The 19,243-nt window shown below is 70.0% G+C and carries 21 protein-coding genes; 6 read left to right on the top strand and 15 right to left on the bottom strand.

From position 1 onward, the window contains the following. Positions 1–6: 6 nt before the first annotated feature. Entirely contained in the window at positions 7–603 is a 597-nt protein-coding gene (gene ruvA / locus AB5I40_RS01025) for a Holliday junction branch migration protein RuvA (protein ID WP_344276934.1), read from the bottom strand. Continuing rightward, the gene (gene ruvC / locus AB5I40_RS01020) at positions 600–1,202 is read right to left on the bottom strand and encodes a crossover junction endodeoxyribonuclease RuvC (protein WP_037811289.1); all 603 of its coding nucleotides are present in this window, start codon (positions 1,200–1,202) and stop codon (positions 600–602) included. The genes ruvA and ruvC overlap by 4 nt, the downstream gene beginning before the upstream one ends. Before the next feature lie 133 nt (positions 1,203–1,335). Between ruvC and AB5I40_RS01015 the strand changes: the two genes are divergently transcribed. Continuing rightward, a complete protein-coding gene (locus tag AB5I40_RS01015; RefSeq protein ID WP_370936507.1) occupies positions 1,336–1,779 on the top strand; it encodes a cupin domain-containing protein in 444 nt (147 codons plus the stop codon). 109 nt (positions 1,780–1,888) lie between these two features. Here AB5I40_RS01015 and AB5I40_RS01010 read toward each other — a convergent pair whose 3' ends face one another. The 3 genes from AB5I40_RS01010 to pdxT all read right to left on the bottom strand — a co-directional run bounded on the left by AB5I40_RS01010 (position 1,889) and on the right by pdxT (position 4,100). After that, positions 1,889–2,410 carry a DUF4262 domain-containing protein gene (locus tag AB5I40_RS01010; RefSeq protein ID WP_370936506.1) on the bottom strand — a complete coding sequence of 174 codons (522 nt, stop codon included), beginning with the start codon at positions 2,408–2,410 and terminating at the stop codon, positions 1,889–1,891. A gap of 238 nt (positions 2,411–2,648) precedes the next feature. Continuing rightward, positions 2,649–3,404 carry a YebC/PmpR family DNA-binding transcriptional regulator gene (locus AB5I40_RS01005; RefSeq protein ID WP_116204315.1) on the bottom strand — a complete coding sequence of 252 codons (756 nt, stop codon included), beginning with the start codon at positions 3,402–3,404 and terminating at the stop codon, positions 2,649–2,651. A 60-nt stretch (positions 3,405–3,464) separates the two neighbouring features. Beyond that, positions 3,465–4,100, bottom strand: a complete 636-nt coding sequence (pdxT, locus tag AB5I40_RS01000; protein WP_370936505.1) for a pyridoxal 5'-phosphate synthase glutaminase subunit PdxT — start codon at positions 4,098–4,100, stop codon at positions 3,465–3,467. 414 nt (positions 4,101–4,514) lie between these two features. Here pdxT and pdxS point away from each other — a divergent pair, with 414 nt between their 5' ends. Continuing rightward, positions 4,515–5,426 carry a pyridoxal 5'-phosphate synthase lyase subunit PdxS gene (pdxS, locus tag AB5I40_RS00995; protein WP_370936504.1) on the top strand — a complete coding sequence of 304 codons (912 nt, stop codon included), beginning with the start codon at positions 4,515–4,517 and terminating at the stop codon, positions 5,424–5,426. Between the two features lie 62 nt (positions 5,427–5,488). Here pdxS and AB5I40_RS00990 read toward each other — a convergent pair whose 3' ends face one another. From AB5I40_RS00990 to AB5I40_RS00950, 9 genes are all read right to left on the bottom strand, one after another. Beyond that, complete coding sequence (locus AB5I40_RS00990; protein ID WP_370936503.1) at positions 5,489–5,917, bottom strand: hypothetical protein; 429 nt, start codon at positions 5,915–5,917, stop codon at positions 5,489–5,491. Between the two features lie 59 nt (positions 5,918–5,976). Next, positions 5,977–6,429 (bottom strand): hypothetical protein, encoded by a 453-nt coding sequence (locus tag AB5I40_RS00985; protein ID WP_370936502.1) that lies wholly within the window; start codon positions 6,427–6,429, stop codon positions 5,977–5,979. Between the two features lie 17 nt (positions 6,430–6,446). Further along, entirely contained in the window at positions 6,447–6,929 is a 483-nt protein-coding gene (locus AB5I40_RS00980; protein ID WP_370936501.1) for a flavin reductase family protein, read from the bottom strand. Then, positions 6,926–8,314, bottom strand: coding sequence for a dihydroorotase family protein (locus tag AB5I40_RS00975; protein ID WP_370936500.1), 1,389 nt, complete (start codon positions 8,312–8,314; stop codon positions 6,926–6,928). The genes AB5I40_RS00980 and AB5I40_RS00975 overlap by 4 nt, the downstream gene beginning before the upstream one ends. After that, positions 8,311–9,438: an acyl-CoA dehydrogenase family protein gene (locus AB5I40_RS00970; RefSeq protein ID WP_370936499.1), complete on the bottom strand. Its 1,128-nt coding sequence runs from the start codon at positions 9,436–9,438 to the stop codon at positions 8,311–8,313. Before AB5I40_RS00970 ends, AB5I40_RS00975 begins: the two co-directional genes overlap by 4 nt. Then, the gene (locus tag AB5I40_RS00965; protein ID WP_370936498.1) at positions 9,420–10,460 is read right to left on the bottom strand and encodes a PrpF domain-containing protein; all 1,041 of its coding nucleotides are present in this window, start codon (positions 10,458–10,460) and stop codon (positions 9,420–9,422) included. Before AB5I40_RS00965 ends, AB5I40_RS00970 begins: the two co-directional genes overlap by 19 nt. Beyond that, the gene (asnB, locus tag AB5I40_RS00960) at positions 10,460–12,253 is read right to left on the bottom strand and encodes an asparagine synthase (glutamine-hydrolyzing) (protein ID WP_370936497.1); all 1,794 of its coding nucleotides are present in this window, start codon (positions 12,251–12,253) and stop codon (positions 10,460–10,462) included. Before asnB ends, AB5I40_RS00965 begins: the two co-directional genes overlap by 1 nt. Before the next feature lie 5 nt (positions 12,254–12,258). Then, on the bottom strand, positions 12,259–13,056 hold the full coding sequence (locus tag AB5I40_RS00955) for a cupin domain-containing protein (protein ID WP_370936496.1): 798 nt from the start codon (positions 13,054–13,056) through the stop codon (positions 12,259–12,261). A 533-nt stretch (positions 13,057–13,589) separates the two neighbouring features. Then, entirely contained in the window at positions 13,590–14,174 is a 585-nt protein-coding gene (locus AB5I40_RS00950) for a TetR/AcrR family transcriptional regulator (RefSeq protein ID WP_370936495.1), read from the bottom strand. Positions 14,175–14,461: 287 nt separating this feature from the next. On the opposite strand from AB5I40_RS00950, the gene AB5I40_RS00945 reads away from it, so the two are divergent. The 4 genes from AB5I40_RS00945 to AB5I40_RS00930 are packed head-to-tail and all read left to right on the top strand — an operon-like array spanning position 14,462 to position 17,790. Further along, positions 14,462–14,887 carry a heme-binding protein gene (locus AB5I40_RS00945; protein WP_370936494.1) on the top strand — a complete coding sequence of 142 codons (426 nt, stop codon included), beginning with the start codon at positions 14,462–14,464 and terminating at the stop codon, positions 14,885–14,887. A 28-nt stretch (positions 14,888–14,915) separates the two neighbouring features. Next, a complete protein-coding gene (locus AB5I40_RS00940; protein ID WP_370936493.1) occupies positions 14,916–16,118 on the top strand; it encodes a Cmx/CmrA family chloramphenicol efflux MFS transporter in 1,203 nt (400 codons plus the stop codon). Further along, positions 16,078–16,263, top strand: a complete 186-nt coding sequence (locus AB5I40_RS00935; protein ID WP_370936492.1) for a 4-oxalocrotonate tautomerase family protein — start codon at positions 16,078–16,080, stop codon at positions 16,261–16,263. The genes AB5I40_RS00940 and AB5I40_RS00935 overlap by 41 nt, the downstream gene beginning before the upstream one ends. Before the next feature lie 51 nt (positions 16,264–16,314). Continuing rightward, positions 16,315–17,790 carry an FAD-binding oxidoreductase gene (locus AB5I40_RS00930; protein WP_370936491.1) on the top strand — a complete coding sequence of 492 codons (1,476 nt, stop codon included), beginning with the start codon at positions 16,315–16,317 and terminating at the stop codon, positions 17,788–17,790. Here the strand turns inward: AB5I40_RS00930 and AB5I40_RS00925 are convergent. Continuing rightward, on the bottom strand, positions 17,787–19,205 hold the full coding sequence (locus AB5I40_RS00925; RefSeq protein ID WP_370936490.1) for an FAD-dependent monooxygenase: 1,419 nt from the start codon (positions 19,203–19,205) through the stop codon (positions 17,787–17,789). The genes AB5I40_RS00930 and AB5I40_RS00925 overlap by 4 nt on opposite strands. Positions 19,206–19,243: the final 38 nt, after the last annotated feature.

Genomic DNA, 19,243 nt, shown 5'->3' with positions numbered 1-19,243 from the left:
CGGCGGCTACCGCTTGCGGCCCAGCGCGGCCAGCGCCGCGCGCAGCACCGAGGACGTGGTGTGCCCGTCGCCCTCGGAGAGCACGCGGTCCACCGCCTGCTCGGCTTGTTTGGCCGGGAAACCCAGTCCGGCCAGCGCTTCCACCACCTCGCCGCGCAGCGCGCCGGGCGCGGTGACTACCGGGGCGTCGGCGGCGCCGCCGAGCGCGGTGACCTTGTCCCGCAGTTCGAGGCTGAGCCGCTCGGCTCCCTTGCGGCCGATGCCGGGCACCTGCGTGAGCACAGTGATGTTGCCTTCGACGAGCGCCGCGCGCAGCTTGTCCGGCTCCAGCACCGCCAGCGTCGCCAGCGCGAGCCGCGGCCCGATCCCGGACACCGTCTGGAGCAGGCCGAACAGCTCGCGCGCGTCCTCCTCGGCGAACCCGAAGAGGGTCAGCGAATCCTCGCGCACGACCAGCGCGGTGTGCAGCCGCGTCTGCTCGCCGCGGCGCAGCGTGGCCAGCGTCGCCGGGGTGGCCTGCACGGCGAGGCCGACGCCGCCGACCTCGACCACCACGTGGTCGAGCCCGACGGACAGCACTTCGCCGCGTACCGAGGAGATCATCGTCGTGCTCCTGTTTCGTTCTGCTTCGTGGTGGTTCCGGCCGCTTTGGCCGCGGCCGCCAGCCGGGCCTTGTGCGCGCGGACCAGTTCGGCCGCGCGGGCCTCGGCCTCGGCGAGCCGGACCCGCATCGGCTCGCGCCAGAGGTGGCAGATGGCGAGCGCGAGCGCGTCGGCCGCGTCCGCCGGATGCGGTTTGACCTCGAGCCCGAGCAGCCGCATCACCATGGTGGTGACCTGCGCTTTGTCCGCGCGCCCGGACCCGGTGACGGCGGCCTTGACCTCGCTGGGCGTGTGAAAAACGACCGGCAGCCCGCGCCGCGCCGCCGACAGCGCGACGACCCCGCCCGCCTGCGCGGTGCCCATCGCGGTACGGACGTTGTGCTGCGCGAACACCCGCTCGACGGCGACCGCTTCGGGCCGGTACTTGTCGAGCCAGCGCTCCACCTCGTCGGCGACGCCGAGCAGCCGCTGCGCGAGATCCTGGTCGGCGGGCGTGCGCACGACCCCGACCGCGACCGGGCGCACCGACCGGCCCTTGCCGCCGTCGACCACGCCGAGGCCGCACCTGGTCAGACCGGGGTCGACCCCGAGCACCCGCACCGTTTCTCCTTCGCCCGCGCGAACATTAGTTCGAGATGCAGGCTAACGGTCGCCGAGCGCGGCCCGGCGGACGGACACGCGAAAACGGCGGCCGAGGTGGACGCCTGATCGCCCCCGCGAGCACGATGGAGGCATGCCGGGACCGGAGGACTACGTCGCGCACCTGGGTCTGGAGCCGCTTCCGGTGGAGGGCGGCCGGTTCGCGCAGAGCTGGCGCGCGGACGAGGGTTCGGCGATTTATTACCTGCTCACCGCGCCCGAAATCTCCGCGCCGCACCGCCTCGACCGCGTCGAGGTGTTCGTGCACCACGCTGGCTCGCCTGCCCGGATGCTGCTGCTGCATCCCGGCGGCGAGGTGACGCGTCCGGTGCTGGGCAGCGATGTCGCCGCCGGGGAACGTCCGCAGGTGGTCGTGCCTGCCGGGACCTGGCAGGCGACAGTGCCGCTGGGCGCGTGGAGCCTGCTCGGCACCGTGGTGGTGCCGCCTTATACCGACGACTGCGTGGAGTTCGCCGACCCGGCGACGCTGGCCGCGCGATTTCCCGACGCCGCCGACGACCTGGCCGCGCTGGGCTAGCCGCTGTGCCGGAGACTCGGTCTTCAGGTACGTGAGGGGAACCCTGAGGGAATCAGAGTCAATGAGGGTGGCCCTCACGTACCGCGAAACCGGGCCGCGGCGAGCCGGGTCAGGGACCGTCGACGCCGGGAGTCCAGCTCTCCGGGTCCCCGCTCTCGGTGAGCACCGGCTGCCATTCGGCGAAGCCCTCGGGCGCGTCGGCGTGCCACGGGAAGTACCCCTCCGGCGTCGCGACGATCATCTGCAGCGCCGGGAAGTCGCCGTCCGGGTAGACGAGGAACGCGGACCCGAAGTACTCCGGGTAGTGGCCTTTCGCGACGCGTTCGAAGATCACCGGCGCGCCGTCGAAGAAATCGTCGTAGCGTTTGCCGACCTCGAAGATCTCGCCGTTGGCGGACCGGTCGACGTATGCGTCGAGCAGCACCGGGGCCATGTGGTCGGGCAGTCCGATCACGACGGCCTCGGGCACGTTGTGCAAGGCCCACGCGCACGCGGTGAAGCAGTAGCCCGCGCCCTGCTCGTCGGCGGGCACGGCGATGACCGCGTTCCCTCGTTCCCTCGCCTGGGTTTCGATCCAGGCGATGAGGCTCTGCTCTTGCTCGGTGAGGGCGGAGGTCGTCACGGCGGACATTCTGCCCCACCCGCGCGCCCGAGCCCAGTCCCCGCGCCGGTCATTTTCCCGCCGTCCCAAGGATTTTCGCGGTTTCCCTTGCCCGCCAACGGAAATTTATCCGAAAACGGCCGCGCCCCCGGAGTGCCGGGGGCGCGGCCGTGTCGCGGGCGATTGGATCAGTCCACCGCGGCCATGACCTCATCGGACACGTGGAATCCGACACCGCGCGCAGACGTTGCCAGTCCCACCGCCTGGATCAGTCCACCGCGGCCATGACTTCATCGGACACGTCGAAGTTGGCGTACACGTTCTGCACGTCGTCGCAGTCCTCGAGCGCGTCGATCAGCTTGAAGACCTTCTTCGCGCCGTCGACGTCGAGCGGCACGCTCACCGACGGCAGGAAGGTCAGCTCGGCCGATTCGTACTCGAACCCGGCCTCCTGCAGCGCCTTGCGCACCGGCACCAGGTCGCCGCCCTCGGAGACGATCTCGAAGCTCTCGTCGAGGTCGTTGACCTCCTCGGCGCCCGCGTCGAGGACCGCCATGAGGACGTCGTCCTCGGTCGCGTCCGCCTTGGGCATGATCACGACGCCCTTGCGGTTGAACATGTAGGCGACCGAGCCCGGGTCGGCGAGCGAGCCGTTGTTGCGCGTGAGCGCGGTCCGGACCTCCATCGCGGCGCGGTTCTTGTTGTCGGTGAGGCACTCGATCAGCACCGCCACGCCGTTCGGGCCGTAGCCCTCGTACGTGATGTTCTGCCAGTCGGCGCCGCCCGCCTCCTCGCCGGCGCCGCGCTTGCGCGCGCGCTCGATGTTGTCCTGCGGGACGGAGTTCTTCTTCGCCTTCTGGATCGCGTCGTACAGCGTCGGGTTGCCGTCCGGGTCCCCTCCCCCGGTCCCGGTGCGGGCGGCGACCTCGATGTTCTTGATCAGCCGCGCGAAGAGCTTGCCCCGCTTGGCGTCGAGGTTCGCCTTCTTGTGCTTCGTCGTGGCCCACTTGGAGTGGCCGCTCATCTTTCCTCCATCTGTTCCCGCGGCCGCGTGCCTCCCGGCGCGGCCGCCGCAATCCTTTGCTCAGGCTTTCCGCACGAGCTCGACGAACAGCCGGTGCACGCGCTCGTCCCGGGTGATCTCCGGGTGGAACGCCGTGGCCACCACCGCCCCCTGCCGGACGGCGACGATCCTATCCGCCCTCGGCCCGTCCGGCGGGTCCTCCGGGTCGGGCACGGTGGCCAGCACCTCGACGCCGTCTCCCGCCTTCTCGACCCACGGGGCCCGGATGAACACCGCGTGCAGCGGCCCGCCGGGAACGCCGGCGAACGGGAGGTCGGCTTCGAAGGAGTCGACCTGCCTGCCGAACGCGTTGCGCCGCACGACCACGTCGAGGCCGCCGAGCTGCTGCTGGTCCGGGCGCCCGTCGAGCACCTGGCGGGCCAGCAGGATCATCCCGGCGCACGAGCCGAAGGCGGGCAGGCCGCCCGCGATCGCCTCGCGCAGCGGTTCGAGCAGCTCGAAGGTCTCGAGCAGCCGCGACATCGTGGTGGACTCCCCGCCGGGCAGCACCAGGCCGGCTATCTCGGACAGCTCAGCGGGGCGGCGCACCGGAACGGCGCGGGCGCCCGCGCTTTCCAGCATCGCGACGTGCTCGCGCACGGCGCCTTGCAAGGCGAGCACGCCGACCGCCGGCCGTGCTCCCGTAGCTGTCGCCACCCGACCTCCCGTGAGACGTTCGCACCAGCTTAGGGGGACCGTCCGGAACGCAACCGGGCAGGTCAGGCGGGCAGCACCGGGGCCGCCGCCCACTCGCGGAGCGCGCCGTCGGCCGGTACTGAGCCGATGTGAAGTGGACTGCTGAAATCTGTCGCCAGTGGCCACCTCGAAGGTGGTCTCCACTGGCACCGGTCCATTCTGCCGTTCCCGGCCTGGACCTGTCTCCCATGGTAGGCCGATCCGGAAGCCCCAGGTCAACGCATCCTGCCGGAAACGTGACCGAGCCCAAGTGGATCTTCCGCCGAGGGAAGTGGCCTTCCGAGATACCCGCGCAATGGCCTGCCTCAGCGGTCCACCGGCGACCTACGCTGGAGGAGAAGAAAGCTTCCGCTCCCCCCCGAGAAAGGCCCGAAGGTGTCGCAGCAGCAGAACGCCGAACCCCAGACCGTCACCGGCACCGCGAAGGTGAAGCGCGGCATGGCGGAGATGCTCAAGGGCGGCGTCATCATGGACGTCGTGACCGCCGACCAGGCCAAGATCGCCGAGGACGCGGGCGCGGTCGCCGTCATGGCGCTGGAGCGCGTCCCCGCGGACATCCGCGCGCAGGGCGGCGTCGCCCGGATGAGCGACCCGGACCTGATCGACGGCATCATCGAGGCGGTGTCGATCCCGGTGATGGCGAAGGCCCGGATCGGCCACTTCGTCGAGGCACAGGTGCTGCAGTCGCTCGGCGTCGACTACATCGACGAGTCCGAGGTGCTCACCCCCGCCGACTACGCGAACCACATCGACAAGTGGGCGTTCACCGTGCCGTTCGTGTGCGGCGCGACCAACCTGGGCGAGGCGCTGCGCCGCATCACCGAGGGCGCGGCGATGATCCGCTCGAAGGGCGAGGCCGGCACCGGCGACGTCTCCAACGCGACCACGCACATGCGCAAGATCCGCGGCGAGATCCGCCGCCTGCAGAACCTGCCGGAGGACGAGCTGTTCGTCGCGGCCAAGGAGCTGCAGGCGCCGTACGAGCTGGTTCGCGAAGTGGCCGAGGCGGGCAAGCTGCCGGTGGTGCTGTTCACCGCGGGCGGCATCGCGACCCCGGCCGACGCGGCGATGATGATGCAACTGGGCGCGGAGGGCGTGTTCGTCGGCTCGGGCATCTTCAAGTCCGGCAACCCGGCGCAGCGCGCCGAGGCGATCGTGAAGGCTACGACGTTCTACGACGACCCTGATGTGCTGGCGAAGGTGTCGCGCGGGTTGGGCGAGGCGATGGTGGGGATCAACGTCGAGGACGTGCCGGAGCCGCACCGGCTCGCTGAGCGCGGCTGGTGACCGTTCTGCTCTGATTCAGGTTTCGAGGCGAACGGCGAGGGCACTGTGCCCTCGCCGTTCGTTCATTGCGAAAGAGCGCGCTCGACTCGATCCCGCAGATCCGTGTCCGCGATCTCCGAGCTTGCCATCCGGCCGAGCAGCTCCGAGACGAATTCGCGGTCGAAATTCGGCAGTCGCGCCATCTCGACGGCCCAGGGAACGGCCAGCCGCATCCAGTAGGGACGTCCGGAGTTCCAGGCCGACTCGACGGTAAGCTCGATCAGCCTCTCCGGGGTGGACACGCCTCCCCCGTCGAGAGATTCCCACGCGCGGGAAAACTCGCCGGGGCAGGCGGACAGGTCACGCTCCAGGAAGGGCCACATCGGCACGAACCCGGATGCTTCAAGGGTCGCCCGGCCCTCCAGTTCAACGCCTGCGCCGATCAGGCCGCCGGGCATGATGCCGATCCATGCCCCGTCTCCGCGGTACACCGCTGGAGTCCACTCGGTCACGGGAACGATTTTACCCTCGCACGCGGCTGGTCGAGCCGTCCGCCATCAACCCCGAGCGCTCATTCGCTGTGCCGCCCCCGGGCATAGCTGTACGACTCCAGCACCACCCGCCACACGATCTCTGTCTCTTCCCGGTCCCGAGGCCCATACACGAGCTGCGTGTTCTGGATCGGGTGCGGCACGCCCCACCCCGCCTCGGTGACCAGTTTCTTCGCGATCGGCGGGAGCGTCATGTGCAGGCTCCCGTCCTGTTGCGGGTGCAGGTGGGCGAATTCCCGGCTGTGCTTGATGAACGCGTCATCGGGACCGGTGCCGAACTCCGGGGCCAGGTGGATCGCCCTTGCTTCCGGGTAGGGCACGTGTGTCGGCGCGAGGTAGACGCCGGCCAGGGAGCGCATCCGTTGCCACAGTTCTTCCTGCAGCGTCGTCGGGGCGATCTGGTTGAGCTGGCCGTGCGGGATCGGGCCGCGGGTGCGCGGGGCCGGGCCGGCGCGGTCGGGGATGTCGAACATGAGTCCTCCAAAGTGGGTCAGACTGGTCGGGTGCGTTGGTAGCGCCTGCCGTGGTAGACGAGGGGGTCGCCGGGGCGAGTGGTGGCTGCGCGGACCTCGCCTAGCAGGAGGCCGTGGTCTCCGGCGTCGACGGTTTCCCGGCGGTGGCATTCGATAGCGGCCAGTGCGCCGGGATGCAGGAGGGTGCCCTGCTCGCCCGGTTGGAAGCCGGTGTTGCCGAAGCGGTCGGCGCCGGGGGTCGCGAACAGTGCGGCCAGTTCGGTTTGTTCCGCGGCCAGGACGTTGACGCCGAATCGCGAGCAGCGCGAGAAAACGTCGTAGGAGCTGGACGTTTTCGCCTGGCAGACGAGCAGCAGCGGCGGGTGCATCGACACTGAGGTCACCGAGGTCGCGGCGTATCCGCGCGGGGTGCCGTCGTCGTCGAGGGCGGTCACCACGCAGACGCCGCCTGCCAGTGCTGACATGGCGTCCTTGAATTCGTCCAGTAGTGCTGCGGTCATCGGGCATCACCCGCCGGAGCGGGGACGGCAGCAGGCTTGAGCCATTCGCCGTCGGGAGTGCCGAAGCCGTGTTCCAGGCGGAAAACCGTGCGGCCCCTGCGGATGGTGCGGGCGACTCGGCCGGTGAACATCCAGCCCGCATAGGCGGTCCAGCCGCATTTCGCCTGGACGTCGCCGGGGCCGAAGGACCAGTTTTCCGCTGGGTCGAACAGCACCAGGTCGGCGTCCAGGCCGGGGGCGATCGCGCCCTTGCGGTCGGCGATTCCGAACAGTCGCGCGGGTTCGGCGGCCAGGACGCGGGTGACGATCGGCAGCAGATCGTCCGGCGTCGCGTCCGGGGCTCGGCGGCACAGGCCGGTGTACAGGGCGGGGAAAAGTTCCTGCACTCCTGGCAGCCCGGGCGGGGCGTCCGGAGCGGCGACGGTCTTGTCCGCGAAAGCGTGCGGGGCGTGGTCACTGCCCACAGTGGACACTTCGCCGCGGAAGACCGCGTCCCACAAGCGGTCCTGGTCGGCCTGTTCCCGGATGGCGGGGCTGAGCCGGATCCGCGAACCGAAGCGGGCGGTGTCGGCCGCTGTGAAGGACAGGTGGTGCCCGGTCGCCTCCCAGGTGACCGGCAGCCCGGCCGCGCCCGCCGCGGTGAGCAGGTCGGCCTCCTCCCGGCTCGACACGTGCAGCACGTGCGCCGCGGTGCCGTGCTGCCGCGCCAGTTCGATCAGCTTGGCCACGGCGACGATTCCGCCGGAACGCGGCCGGAACCGTTCGTAGTCGCGGTAGGTCGCCGGGGCGCCCTGCCACTGGTCAAGCAGCGCGAAGACGTCGTCGTCCTCGGCGTGGAAAAGCAGTCGCAGGCCTTGGCGTTTCGCGACGGCGAACAGTTCGTCGAGACGGCCGGGGTCCCGGAGCACGTGCGGTGCGGTGTGGTGCCCGGTGAGGAACGCCTTCGCGGTCAGCGCTTCGGCGGGTTCGAACGTCTCCAGCGATTCCACCGCCTCTGGGTTGACGCCCGCGTGGAAGCGGTAGTCGACCAGGCTGGTGCCGCGGATTTCCGCGTCCTTGGCGCGGGCGTCGGCAGGAGTGAAGGTCGCCGGGCGGGTGTTGGGCATGTCGAACACCGTGGTGACGCCGCCCGCCACGGCGGCGCGCGAGGCGTGCGCCCAGTCTTCCTTGTCGGTCAGGCCCGGCGTGCGGAAGTGCACGTGGGAATCGATCAGGCCGGGCAGGACGTGCCGCCCGGCGGCGTCGATTTCCTCGGTGCCGGACACCGTGCTCCCGGCGGGGAGCACGTCGGCGATCTTCCCGTCCGTGACAGCCACATCGGCGAGGCGGACGCCGCCGGGGCCGGTCACCCGGCCGCCTCGGACGACGAGGTCGTAGTTCTTCACGCGGCCCATGGCAGGCTCACCAGCTCTCGGCTCAGGTCGTTGGTCGGGCCCATCAGCGCGACGGCGCGGGCGTCGCGGGCCATCCGGTTGATCGGGTTCGTCACCACGTATCCGGCGCTGCCGAGCAGCCGGGCGATCGCGGCGACGACTTCCTCGGCCGTCTGCGAGGCGTGGATTTTGCTGTGCAGCGTCACCTCGCCGGGGTCGGCTCCGTCACGGCGGCCAGCCCGTTCGACCAGCGCGCGGGCGGACTCCACCTGCCCGCGCAGGTCCACCAGCCGGTGCCGGACCGCCTGCAGGTCGAGCAGCGATTTCCGTTGCGCGGCTTGGAAACCGAGGTCCCACGCGGCTTCGGCGATTCCGGCCGAGACCGCGCCGAGGGTCGCGCCGGACTGGCGGACGCCCGCGATGATCGTGCTCGCGGTGTCGCGCGGTCCGAGCAGCGCTTCCGGTCCGAGGACGCAGTCCTTGAGTTCCACGAACCCGGTCGCCGACGCGCGCATGCCGACCAGGTCCAGGCTCAGGTCCGGCTCGATGCCCGGATTGGTCGCGGGCACGAGGAAGAAGCTCTGCCCGCCGGATCCGTACGCGGCATCGTCGGACTCCCCCACCGGCGTGCTCTGCGCGAGCACCAGGTAGACGTCGGTAACCCCGGCACCGGTGGTGAAAGCCTTGCCGCCGCTGACTGTCCAGCTGCCGTCGGGCAGTTCGTCGGCGACGGTCGAGAGGTTCTTCTTCGCCGCGCCAGCCCCGGATTCGCTCCACGCGGACGCGGCCAGCCACTCGCCGGACGCGAGTCTCGGCAGCAGGTCCTCACGCTGGGCGTCACTCCCCCATTCGGCAATCCGGCTGCACACGGCCATGTGCTGGAACGCGATGATCGCGGTGGACGGGTCGTGCCGCGCGATCCGCGCGATCATCCGGTTCCCTTCGAGGGCGTCCGCCCCGGCTCCGCCGTACCGGCTCGGGACGACTAGGCCGGGCAACGGCGAGCTCCGCAGCGCGGCCAGCACTTCGGGAGCCGGGCGGCCCGCTTCGTCGGCCGCCGCGGCGTGCTCGGCGAGAACGTCGACCAGTTCGTCGACGCCGAGGCGCACGGGCGTGGTCAGGTCGACAGCAGACACGAATCCTCCTTCAGGGCATGGGGATCGAACGAATCGATGGTCACCGCGCCGGTGAACGACACCGCCTTCTCCGGGACGCTGACCCAGGACAGTTCGCTGTCCTGTTCGTGGCCGGACACCGCGGCGTCCGAAATGGTGCAGCCCCCGGCCGTGCGGATGCGCAGCGACGCGGTGCGCCGGGTCTCGCCGCCAGCCAGCTTGAACGGGATGGTGCCGCGGATCCGGCGGGCCGCGCCGAGGCAAACAGCGCCGGTGAGCGCGAGCGTCGGATGCCACGACGGCACGGAGACCGCACGCGCGGCCAGACCGTTCTCGCCGTCCGGCAGGACCGCGGCCACCTTCGGGAACGCGCCGTCGACGGGATAGCCGTACTGCCGCGCGGCCGAGCGGCGGATCGCGCTCATCGTGCGGAAAAGCGGCTGCCCGGCGGCGAAAAGCTCCTCCGGGGTGTCGACGCCGAGGTCGTGTCCGGACAGGAACAGGTACGGGTTCCCGACCGAGACCGCGGAGACCCGGATCGCGCCGTCGTCGAAGGGCAGGTCCGTGGTGGTCTCGCCGAACGGCAGCAGTTCGCCGAGCGGCACCGCCGGGTGGTTGAGGAAGTGCGCGGTGAACGTCGTCCGGTCGCGGACGCATTCGTCGACCTCGCACACCACGTGGTCGTTGTTGTTGAGCACGCGCACCCGGACGCGGTGTTCGGGCGCGAGCCGGCCGATCCAGCCGAGCCTGCTGGCCACGACGACCGACGAGAGCACCGAATGCCCGCAGCTGCCGCGGAAGTCGAACCGCGCCGGGTCGCCGGGAATGACCTGCACGAACCGGTAGTCGAGGTCGAACAGCGGATGCTCGGAGACCGACACGAGCGCGATCTTCGTGACCGCGGCGAGGCCGTGCTCGGCAAGCCAGGCAACGCCGTCGGACAGCGCTTCGGTGAGCGCTTCCTCGGAAGCCGGCAGCCGTTCGGCCGGCAGCACCAGCGTGGAACTCGGACTGCCGTGGGCATGGGCGATGTGGGCGAGCATCAGGCCGCGCTCCTTTCCCCGGCACCGCCGCTCACGAGCTGCTCGCTCCAGATCCGGTGGATGAGCAGCGACCAGATGGCCAGCGCCGATTCGTCGTTCGGCCGGGCGGCCTGCGCGTCGAACAACCCGGCCACGGCCTTCGGATCGAGCTGCCCGCGGTCGGCGAGCGACGGTCCGGAAAGCAGGTCGCGGGCGTAGCTGTGCAACGGCTGCCCGGCCGCGAGCATCGAGGTGATCGGCAGCGTGAACGGCTGTTTCGGCCGCTCCAGCACCGAATCCGGCACGAGACCACGGGCGGCCGAGTAGAGCGCGCGTTTCACCTCACCGCCGCGTACGCGGTGTTCGGCGGGCAGCCGCCGCGCCAACCGGGTAACAGAGCGCTGGCAGAACGGCAGCCGCACCTCGACCGAATGCGCCATGCTCAGGTGGTCGACGCGGCGCAAATGATAGGCAGGCAGCCGTTCGTCCACTTCGAACTCGGTGATCGCGGACAGCCGGTCCGGCCCGGCTCCGCGCAGCCGCCGCGTGATCCGGTCGGCCTCGGTTCCGTTGCGCCGCAACAGGTCCCGGTATTCGTCGGTGTACAGCTGGTCCCGCAGCGCGGCGGGCACGGCCGCGAGGGCTTCGACGTATCCGTTCGGCCAGTCCTCGGCGCCGCCGACCGCGTCGCTGATCCGGCGGTAGCCGCCGAAGATCTCGTCCGCGGCGTCGCCGGAAAGCGTCACCTTGAACCCGGCGTCGTGCACGCCCTGGAACAGCAGGTACGTGCTCAGCGTGATCGGGTCGGCGTTGGGCTGGCCCAGGTGCCACACGACTTCGCCGAGCAGGTCCGGGAACGTCGCCGGGTCCGCTTCGATCTGGTGATAGGTCGCGCCGCTGCGGGCGGCGACCTCGCGGGCGTAGGCCTTCTCGTCGAACGGCCAGTCCCCGGTGTAGGCGATGTTGAACGCGTGCACGTGCGGGACCTTCTCCGCCAGCAACGCCGTCACCAGGCTGGAATCGAGCCCGCCGCTGGTGATCGTCGAGATCGGGACGTCGGCCAGCGCGAGCCTGCGGGTTTCGGCGCGCAGCGTGTCGCGCACGCGGTCGCCCGCCTCGGCGAGGTCGCCGTCCTCGACCGGGAACGCGCCTTCCGCGCGCCGCGAGATCTTCAGCCCGCCCGAGCGCGTGTAGACGGCGGTGGCCGCCCGCGGCAGCACCCGGACGCGGTCGAACATCGTCCGCTCCCCGAAGGGCGTTTTGGTGGTGAGGTAGCTGTCGAGCCCCTCGTCCCGCTGCTCCCAGTCCACACCCGGAATGCTCAGCAGCGCCGGCAGCTCCGAAGAGAAGTACAGCTCCCGGCGTTCCGGGTTTTCGTGGTGGTACAGCGGTTTCATGCCCGCGTCGTCGGTGACGAGCACGAGCTTCGGCTCCGCCCGCAGGTCCAGCACCGCGATGGCGTACATCCCGTCGAGGTGGTCGACGAAGTCCAGGCCGTACTTGTGGTACAGCGCCGGAAGCACGTTGCCGTCGCAGTGGTCGTGGAAAACGTAGCCGGCCGCGTGCAGATCGCGGCGCAGCACGTCGTGGTTGTAGATCTCGCCGTTGAAGACGACCTGGATCTCGCGGCCGAGCCGGTACGGCTGCTCGCCGCCGTCGAGGTCCACAATGGCCAGCCGGTTGTTGCCCAGCGCCCAGCCGTCGCCCGCCGCGCTGAACCGGGCATCCGGGCCGCCGTGCCGCTGCAGCGCCGAAACCGCGCGCAGATGGTGGTGCGCGAGGCTCCCGCCCAAGTGTCCGTAAATCCGGCACATGACGACTACTTCACCTCCGCGGATACGCCCGCACGGGCGTAGAGGACAGGGTCGAACGGCGTCGGGCCGCCGCACGTGGCGAACCGCCCCGCGGCCGACTCCGGATTGCGCGTGCCGTGCGGCACGCCGGGGGCGGCGAACAGCACGTCGCCGGGAGAGACGTCGTGCCAGCGATCGATCAGGTACATCTGGCCGTCGCCCTCGAAAGCGATGAACGCCTCTTCGCTCTCCGGGTGCTGGTGGACGTTGAAAGTCTGGCCGGGGTCTTGGATCCCGCAGTGCAGGCACAGCCGCGCGCTGCCGGTTCCGGGCCAGAAAAGGAAATTCATGACGGCGGTCTTCTCGTCGGCGGCGATCTCGCCGGTGCCGCTGAAACCGTGCAACTGCGTTTCGGTGTTCCACAGGTCGTTCTCGAGCCGCGGCGCGGAACCGGTGGGTTCGTTGCCCGCCAAGCGGGTTCGCCACACGTACGCGGTCAAACCGTCGTCGCCTGCTTCTAGTTCCAGCGTCCGCCCGGTCGGCGAGTGCAGAGCGGAGCCGCGGGCGACTTCCGTGCGGTGGCCGGTGACGTCGCCGTGGCCGGAGCCCGCGAAGACGACCGCGACGTTCTCCTCCTCCAGCGCCCAGCCGAGGCGCCACGCCTTCCCCGGCGCGACCTCCACGACGAGCAGGGTCACCTGGTGCGCCCCCATGGCCGGGCCGACCGGCTCGGCGACGCGTCCCCAGTCGAACGGCGAGAAGACGAAGTCCGCGGCGCGGACGATCGTTCCCTGAATCTGGTCGACAAGCATCCCATGTCCCATCAGGTTGCCGATAATTGCCCAGTGACGGAAGCGGAATTGATCAACGGGATTCGATTCCTCGTTTCGCTTCCGGTGGCGACCGTACTAGCCGACCGCAGTGCACTGCAAAGCAGTCAGCGGGCCGGTCGAATCGGTGAAAATTACGCGGCGGTCATTGACTGAATCGATCCAGTAAATTTCCCGCTACGCCGAATGCCGGAACCGGGGCGTCCACCAGTGCCCAGCGGGCGCCCGAAACCGCAGCACAGAAATTTCCTGTGAGCGTGGCCACAGTTTGAAGCGGCGAAACAATGACACTGCAGGAAACGGTTCTCGAAATCCGTTGCAACACAAGCAAGGCAGATACCCCGGGACCACATTAGACAGTCCGGGCGGACCCTGAAACCGGCGTGCCAGCGAGCCCGGAGCCAGAACTTTCCGACATGCCCGCGCATGATCGACAAAAGAACTGGCAGCGTGCCAACGATCTTCTTTCCGGCACGAAAAAGAGACGACCATCTTTCCGATGATCGTCTCCCGGTGCGGAATTGGAGTTATTCCGGAATAGCGTTCAGCGCGGTGTCGACGACTTGGCCCAGCAATGTCTTGTCCCGGCAGACCGCGCTCATCACCCGCAGCCCTTGAATCATCGTCACCAGGAAATTCGACAACGCCGGGATATCCGCCCCGGGCGGCAGTTCGCCCATGCTGCGGGCCAGGTGCAGCGTTCCGTAGAACGAATCCTGCAGCGCGGCGATCGCGTCGCACACGATCCGGTTGGCCGCCTCGTCGTGCGGCACCCGCTCGGTGATCGCCATGACGAGCAGGCAGCCCGGCCGGCCCGGCTCCTCCAGCGCGTCGTCGATCCGGCCGAGCAGCAGGTCGCGCATCACCTGGCGGATCGGCACCCGCTGCATCAGCGATTCGCGGGTGGCGTCGGTGGTCTGCCGGACGTACCGCTGCAGCGCGCGCTCGTAAAGGCCGTGCTTGCTGTCGAACGCGGCGTAGAGCGAGCCGCGGCCGAGCCCGGTCGCCTCGGCGAGGTCCTGGATCGAGGTGGCTTCGTAGCCCTTGCACCAGAAGACCTCCATGGCCTTCTGGATCACCTCGTCGGTGTCGAACTCGCGAACTCGGGGCATGCCGCCAGCGTAAGGAAGCTGGAACGACAGGTCAACAATAGAGCGCTTCATCTGGACTGAACGTTCAACTATGAGAATCGATGATTTCCACGATTTGTTGCCATAAAAGAGCTTTTCCAATCCAAGCTTGCTTCGCTACCCGTAGATAGTTTGCCGATCGTTCCAGATTTGGTACCGTCGGAAGCGACCGCCGGATGCGGTCCGTGTGCGACCGGTCCCGGTGCGCACCCTCCTGGGACCGGCGGCGCCGAAGCGAAAACCGCACTCGCCAGACAAGGAGAGATCTCATGCCTCACGTGCAGCGCCGGTCGTCCGTCAGCGACGAACTGGCCTGGCAGATCGTCCGCGCCGCCGACGAGGCCGCGAAGGCGACCGACAAGCGGTTCGCCCTCGCGGTGGTGGACGAAGGCGGCAACCTGAAGGCGTTCCTGCGCCAGGACGGCGCGAAGCTCAACGCGGTGCAGGTCGCGCAGGACAAGGCTTACACGGCGGCGTCCTCGGCGATGCCGACGGAGAAGTGGTCCGAGGTGCTCGACGCCGACCCGGTGCTGCGCACGGCCGCGCCCACCGCGATCGACCGCCTGGTCGGCATGGGCGGCGGCCTGCCGATCGTGGTCGACGGCGAACTGGCCGGCGCGATCGGCGTCTCCGGCGCGCATTGGACCGACGACGTCAAGATCGCCGAGGCCGGACTGGCGGCGCTCGAGTCCTGACCATCGCCCGAACCCTCCGGGAGTCACGATGCCCATCGCCCTGTTCGTGCTCGGGCTGACGGTGTTCAGCCTGGGCACGACCGAGTTCATGATCGCCGGCCTGCTGCCGGAACTGTCCGGCGCGTTCGGCGTTTCCCTGCCGCAGGCCGGGCTGCTCATCTCGCTGTTCGCGGTCGGCGTCGTCATCGGCGCGCCGCTGATCACCGCCGCGACCACCAAGGTGCCGCGCAAGACGGCGCTGGTCGCACTGCTCGTCGTGTTCATCGCGGGCGAGGTGCTCGCCGCCGCCGCGCCGTCGTTCGGCGTGCTGATGGCCGCCCGCGTGGTCACCGCTGTCGCGCACGGTTCGTTCTTCGGCATCGGCGCGGTGGTGGCGTCGAACCTGGTCGAACCGGGCAAGCGCGCCCGGGCCATCGCGATCATGTTCGGCGGACTGACCATCGCCACCATCGCCGGGGTTCCGCTCGGCACGTTCGTCGGCCAGCATTTCGGCTGGCGCGCGACGTTCCTCGCGGTCGCGATCCTCGGCGTGATCGACCTCGTCGGCGTGCTGGCGCTGGTGCCGCACCAGCCGCGGGCGGGCCACCTCGGCCTGCGCCACGAGCTGGCCGCGTTCCGCAACCCCAAGGTGTGGCTGGCACTGGGCACGACCACGCTCAGCCAGGCCGCGCTCTACACCGCCTACACCTACATCGCGCCGTTGCTGACCGACTTCACCGGGTTCTCCGCCGGGATGGTGCCTCCGCTGCTGGCGCTGTTCGGCTTCGGCACGTTCCTCGGCAGCGTGCTCGGCGGCAAGCTCGCCGACCGTTCGCTGATGGGCACGCTGTGCGCGGGACTGCTGCTGCTCGCGGTGATGCTCGGTGCGTTTTCCCTTGCCGCGCATAACAAACCGGCCATGATCGGGACGCTGTTCCTGTTCGGGATCGGCAGCTTCCTGATCAACCCGGCGCTGCAGACGCGCGTGATGAACGAGACCGAGGGCGCGCCGACGCTGGCGAGCACGAGCAACATCTCGGCGTTCAACGTCGGCAACGCGCTCGGCCCGTGGCTCGGCGGCGTCGGCCTCAGTGCCGGGGCCGGGCTGCTTTCGCCGAGCTGGATCGGAGCCGGGCTGGCCGTCGCCTCGCTGCTCGTCGCGCTCGGTGCGGTGGGGCTGGACCGCCGGACGGGAAAGGAGGTGAACAGCGATGCCGGTCGTGCACGTGAACTGGTGGAAGGGAGCCGGTGAGGCCGAACGCCGTCAGCTCGTCGAGGAAGTGACGGGCACCGTTTCGCGGCTCGCGAAGTGCCCCGAAACCGCGGTCACGGTCATCGTCACCGACGTCGAAAAGGACCACTGGGGCCTCGGCGGGAAGCTCGCCGGAGACCTCTGAGCAGAGGCCGGGGCGGGCTGCCCGTCCCGGCCTCCCCTTCCGGGAGGAGCCATGAGCGGACGCGTGATCCGGCCGGAAGACCCGCGCTACGCGGACTTCACGACCGGAGTCAACCAGCGCTACCTCGCGAAACCGGCGTCAGTGCACCTGCCGCGGACCACCGGCGAGGTCGCTTCGGCGGTCTCCTCCGCGAGCGGGCGGCTCGCGATCCGCAGCGGCGGCCACTGCTTCGAGGATTTCGTCCACCACGAGGGGGTCGACGAAATCCTCGACCTCAGCGGACTGTCCGAAGTGGACTACGCGGACGGCCTCTACTCCGTCGGAGCCGGGGCGCGGCTGCAGGACGTCTACAAACGCCTGTACCGCGGCTGGGGCGTGACGATCCCGGGCGGCATCTGCTACTCCGTCGGCGCGGGAGGACACCTCACCGGCGGCGGCTACGGCCTGCTGTCGCGGAGGGACGGCCTCACCGTCGACCACCTGCACGGCGTCGAGGTCGTGCTGGCCGACGGCCGGACGATCGCGGCCACCCGCGATTCGACCGGTCCGGAGGCCGATCTTTTCTGGGCGCACACTGGGGGTGGCGGCGGCTCGTTCGGCGTGGTGACGCGGTTCCTGTTCCGTGCGCCGCTCGTCCGACCGCCGTCCGAAGTGCTCGTCGCGGCCATGTCGGTGCCGTGGGCCGACCTCGACGAGCGGCGGTTCGCCCGGCTGCTCGGCGGCTACGCACGCTGGCACCACGAGCACCGCGCGCCGGACTCGCCGGGCGCGGCGCTGTCGAGCCTGCTGATGCTGAACCACCGCTGCAACGGTACGGTCGGTTTGGTGGCGCAGATCGACGCCGCTGCGCCGGATGCGGACCGGGTGCTGAACGAGTTCCTTTCGCACGTCCTAGGCGATCTCGCGACGACCGGATTCGCCCGGGCGGGCGAGTTCGGCCCGATGCCCGGGCTCGCCCCTCCGCGGCGGCTCCCCTGGCTGCAGGCGACACGGCTCCTCGGCACGAACACACCGGTGCTCACCGATCCGACGCTGCGCGCCGAGCACAAGTCGGCTTATGTCCGGAGCACTCTGCCGGAGTCGCACCTGCGCACCGCCTACGAGTACCTGACCCGGGCCGACGTGACGAACCCGGACACGATGCTGGTCGCTTTTTCTTACGGCGGCGCGATTTCCGCGGTTGATCCGGCCGCTACCGCGGTGGCTCAGCGGGACAGCACGTTCAAGCTGCTGTATCAGGCGTTTTGGTCCACAGTGGACGCGGACGCGGCGAATATCGGGTGGGTGCGGGATTTCTTCCGCGCGATGTACGCGGAGACCGGCGGGGTGCCGGTGCCCGGCGAGGTGACTGACGGGTGCTACGTCAATTATCCGGACGCTGATCTGTCCGATCCGGAGTGGAACGCCTCCGGAGTTCCTTGGCACGACTTGTATTTCAAGGGCAACTACGCGCGGTTGCAGCGGGCGAAGACGCAGTGGGACCCCGAGGATGTGTTCCGGCACCGCCAGTCGATCCGGCCTGCTTAGCGCGGGCCGAACCACCCGGCGAGGGCTGCGGCGAGGCCTGAGTCCCGTCCAGCCCACGCGACATACCCGTCCGGGCGCAGGAGGATCGCCGGTTCGCCGAGGTCTTCGTCGTGCGCGACGACGTCAACGCCGTCTTTCCACTTCGCCGCCGTGTCCGCGGCCCCGGCGGCATCCGGGCCGAGCAGCAGCACCGGGCGGCCCGGGTGCAGCAGCTCGGCGATCGTCCCCTCGCCGAGCGGGAAGTTCGGCAGGAACTCCCCCGCCATGCCGCGGCCGTCGCCGTAGCGCACGCCCTGTGCGCTGATCCGGTCGCTCAACAGCCGGTTGCCGTCCGAAGTGGACAGCAGGTCGGCGACCAGTGCGCGCAGCGGTTCGAACTCCGGCCCTGGCCGCATCAGCGCGGCTTGCGCGCGCGTGTTCTCGATGACGGCTTCGGCGACCGGATGCCGCTCCGCGTGGTAGGTGTCGAGCAGCGCGTCCGGTGCCGTGCCCGCGACGACCATCGCGAGCTTCCAGCCGAGGTTGAACGCGTCCTGCAGGCCGAGGTTGAGCCCCTGCCCGCCCAGCGGGGCGTGCACGTGGGCGGCGTCGCCAGCGAGCAGAAGACGACCGCGGCGGTAAGAGTCGGCGAGCCGCGTGAAATCGCTGAAGCGGCCGACGAACGTCGCGTCGGACATCGGCACGTCGTGGCCAAGGATGCGCGAAGCCGCGGCCTGCAGATCCTCGAGACCCGCTGGGGTGCCGCGTTCCGGCAGCGGCTCGGTGAACTCGTGGGTGAGGATCCGGCTGTGCCCGGACGGGTTGACGTTGATCAGCGTCCAGCCGGTCGGGCCCTGCGTCCAGCCGCCGGGCACCCGCGCGGGGTCGCCCAGTCTGGCCAGGCCGAGGAGTCCGGCGAACGTAGCCGGGTTTGTGGTCCCGGTGAACCGTGCTGCTTCGCGGACGATGCTGCGGGCGCCGTCGCAGCCCACGACGTAGTCGGCGGCGAGTTCGCCGTGGTCGGTGGAGACGTGCACCTGCTCCCCGTCGTCCCGGACCCCGGTCACGCGGTGGCCGCGCAGGATGGTGACGCCGAGCGAACGGGCCTGCGCCTCGAAAAAGCGCTCGATGTCGGACTGCGCCTGCCCGACCATCGGCGCGCCTTCGAGAGCGGGCGATTCCAGCGTCAGCACCGGACGTCCGCCGAAGTGGAACGGGGTCTCGACGACGGCGCGCGGGTCCCGCGGCGGCGGCACGGGCAGATAACCGCGCCGCAGCAACGATTGTGCGGTACGCGCGTGCAGCGTCCCCGCGCGTGGTTCGTCGTGCGTGGCAGTGAGTTTCTCGACGACTGTGGTGGGTACGCCGTGCCTGCCGAGTTCGGTGGCCAGCAGCATGCCGACCGGCCCGCCGCCGACGACGATCGCTCCGGGCATCTTCCCTCTCCTTCGCTGCGGAGCCGAAAGGTACGAGG

The sequence above is a fragment of the Amycolatopsis sp. cg13 genome (assembly GCF_041346965.1).
Classification (GTDB): Bacteria; Actinomycetota; Actinomycetes; order Mycobacteriales; family Pseudonocardiaceae; genus Amycolatopsis.
Note: the sequence above shows the minus strand (reverse complement) of the source record. Positions and strands in the feature narration are given on the sequence as shown.

What these genes read in the sequence shown, in the direction of transcription:
- asnB (WP_370936497.1), bottom strand. Translation starts at nt 12,253, where the DNA reads ATGTGCCGGATTTACGGACACTTGGGCGGGAGCCTCGCGCACCACCAT.
- AB5I40_RS00935 (WP_370936492.1), top strand. Translation starts at nt 16,078, where the DNA reads ATGCCGGTCGTGCACGTGAACTGGTGGAAGGGAGCCGGTGAGGCCGAA.
- AB5I40_RS00980 (WP_370936501.1), bottom strand. Translation starts at nt 6,929, where the DNA reads ATGACCGCAGCACTACTGGACGAATTCAAGGACGCCATGTCAGCACTG.
- AB5I40_RS00945 (WP_370936494.1), top strand. Translation starts at nt 14,462, where the DNA reads ATGCCTCACGTGCAGCGCCGGTCGTCCGTCAGCGACGAACTGGCCTGG.
- AB5I40_RS00955 (WP_370936496.1), bottom strand. Translation starts at nt 13,056, where the DNA reads ATGGGACATGGGATGCTTGTCGACCAGATTCAGGGAACGATCGTCCGC.
- AB5I40_RS01015 (WP_370936507.1), top strand. Translation starts at nt 1,336, where the DNA reads ATGCCGGGACCGGAGGACTACGTCGCGCACCTGGGTCTGGAGCCGCTT.
- AB5I40_RS00985 (WP_370936502.1), bottom strand. Translation starts at nt 6,429, where the DNA reads ATGTTCGACATCCCCGACCGCGCCGGCCCGGCCCCGCGCACCCGCGGC.
- AB5I40_RS01005 (WP_116204315.1), bottom strand. Translation starts at nt 3,404, where the DNA reads ATGAGCGGCCACTCCAAGTGGGCCACGACGAAGCACAAGAAGGCGAAC.
- AB5I40_RS00965 (WP_370936498.1), bottom strand. Translation starts at nt 10,460, where the DNA reads ATGCTCGCCCACATCGCCCATGCCCACGGCAGTCCGAGTTCCACGCTG.
- ruvA (WP_344276934.1), bottom strand. Translation starts at nt 603, where the DNA reads ATGATCTCCTCGGTACGCGGCGAAGTGCTGTCCGTCGGGCTCGACCAC.
- AB5I40_RS00940 (WP_370936493.1), top strand. Translation starts at nt 14,916, where the DNA reads ATGCCCATCGCCCTGTTCGTGCTCGGGCTGACGGTGTTCAGCCTGGGC.
- AB5I40_RS00925 (WP_370936490.1), bottom strand. Translation starts at nt 19,205, where the DNA reads ATGCCCGGAGCGATCGTCGTCGGCGGCGGGCCGGTCGGCATGCTGCTG.
- AB5I40_RS00950 (WP_370936495.1), bottom strand. Translation starts at nt 14,174, where the DNA reads ATGCCCCGAGTTCGCGAGTTCGACACCGACGAGGTGATCCAGAAGGCC.
- AB5I40_RS01010 (WP_370936506.1), bottom strand. Translation starts at nt 2,410, where the DNA reads ATGTCCGCCGTGACGACCTCCGCCCTCACCGAGCAAGAGCAGAGCCTC.
- AB5I40_RS00930 (WP_370936491.1), top strand. Translation starts at nt 16,315, where the DNA reads ATGAGCGGACGCGTGATCCGGCCGGAAGACCCGCGCTACGCGGACTTC.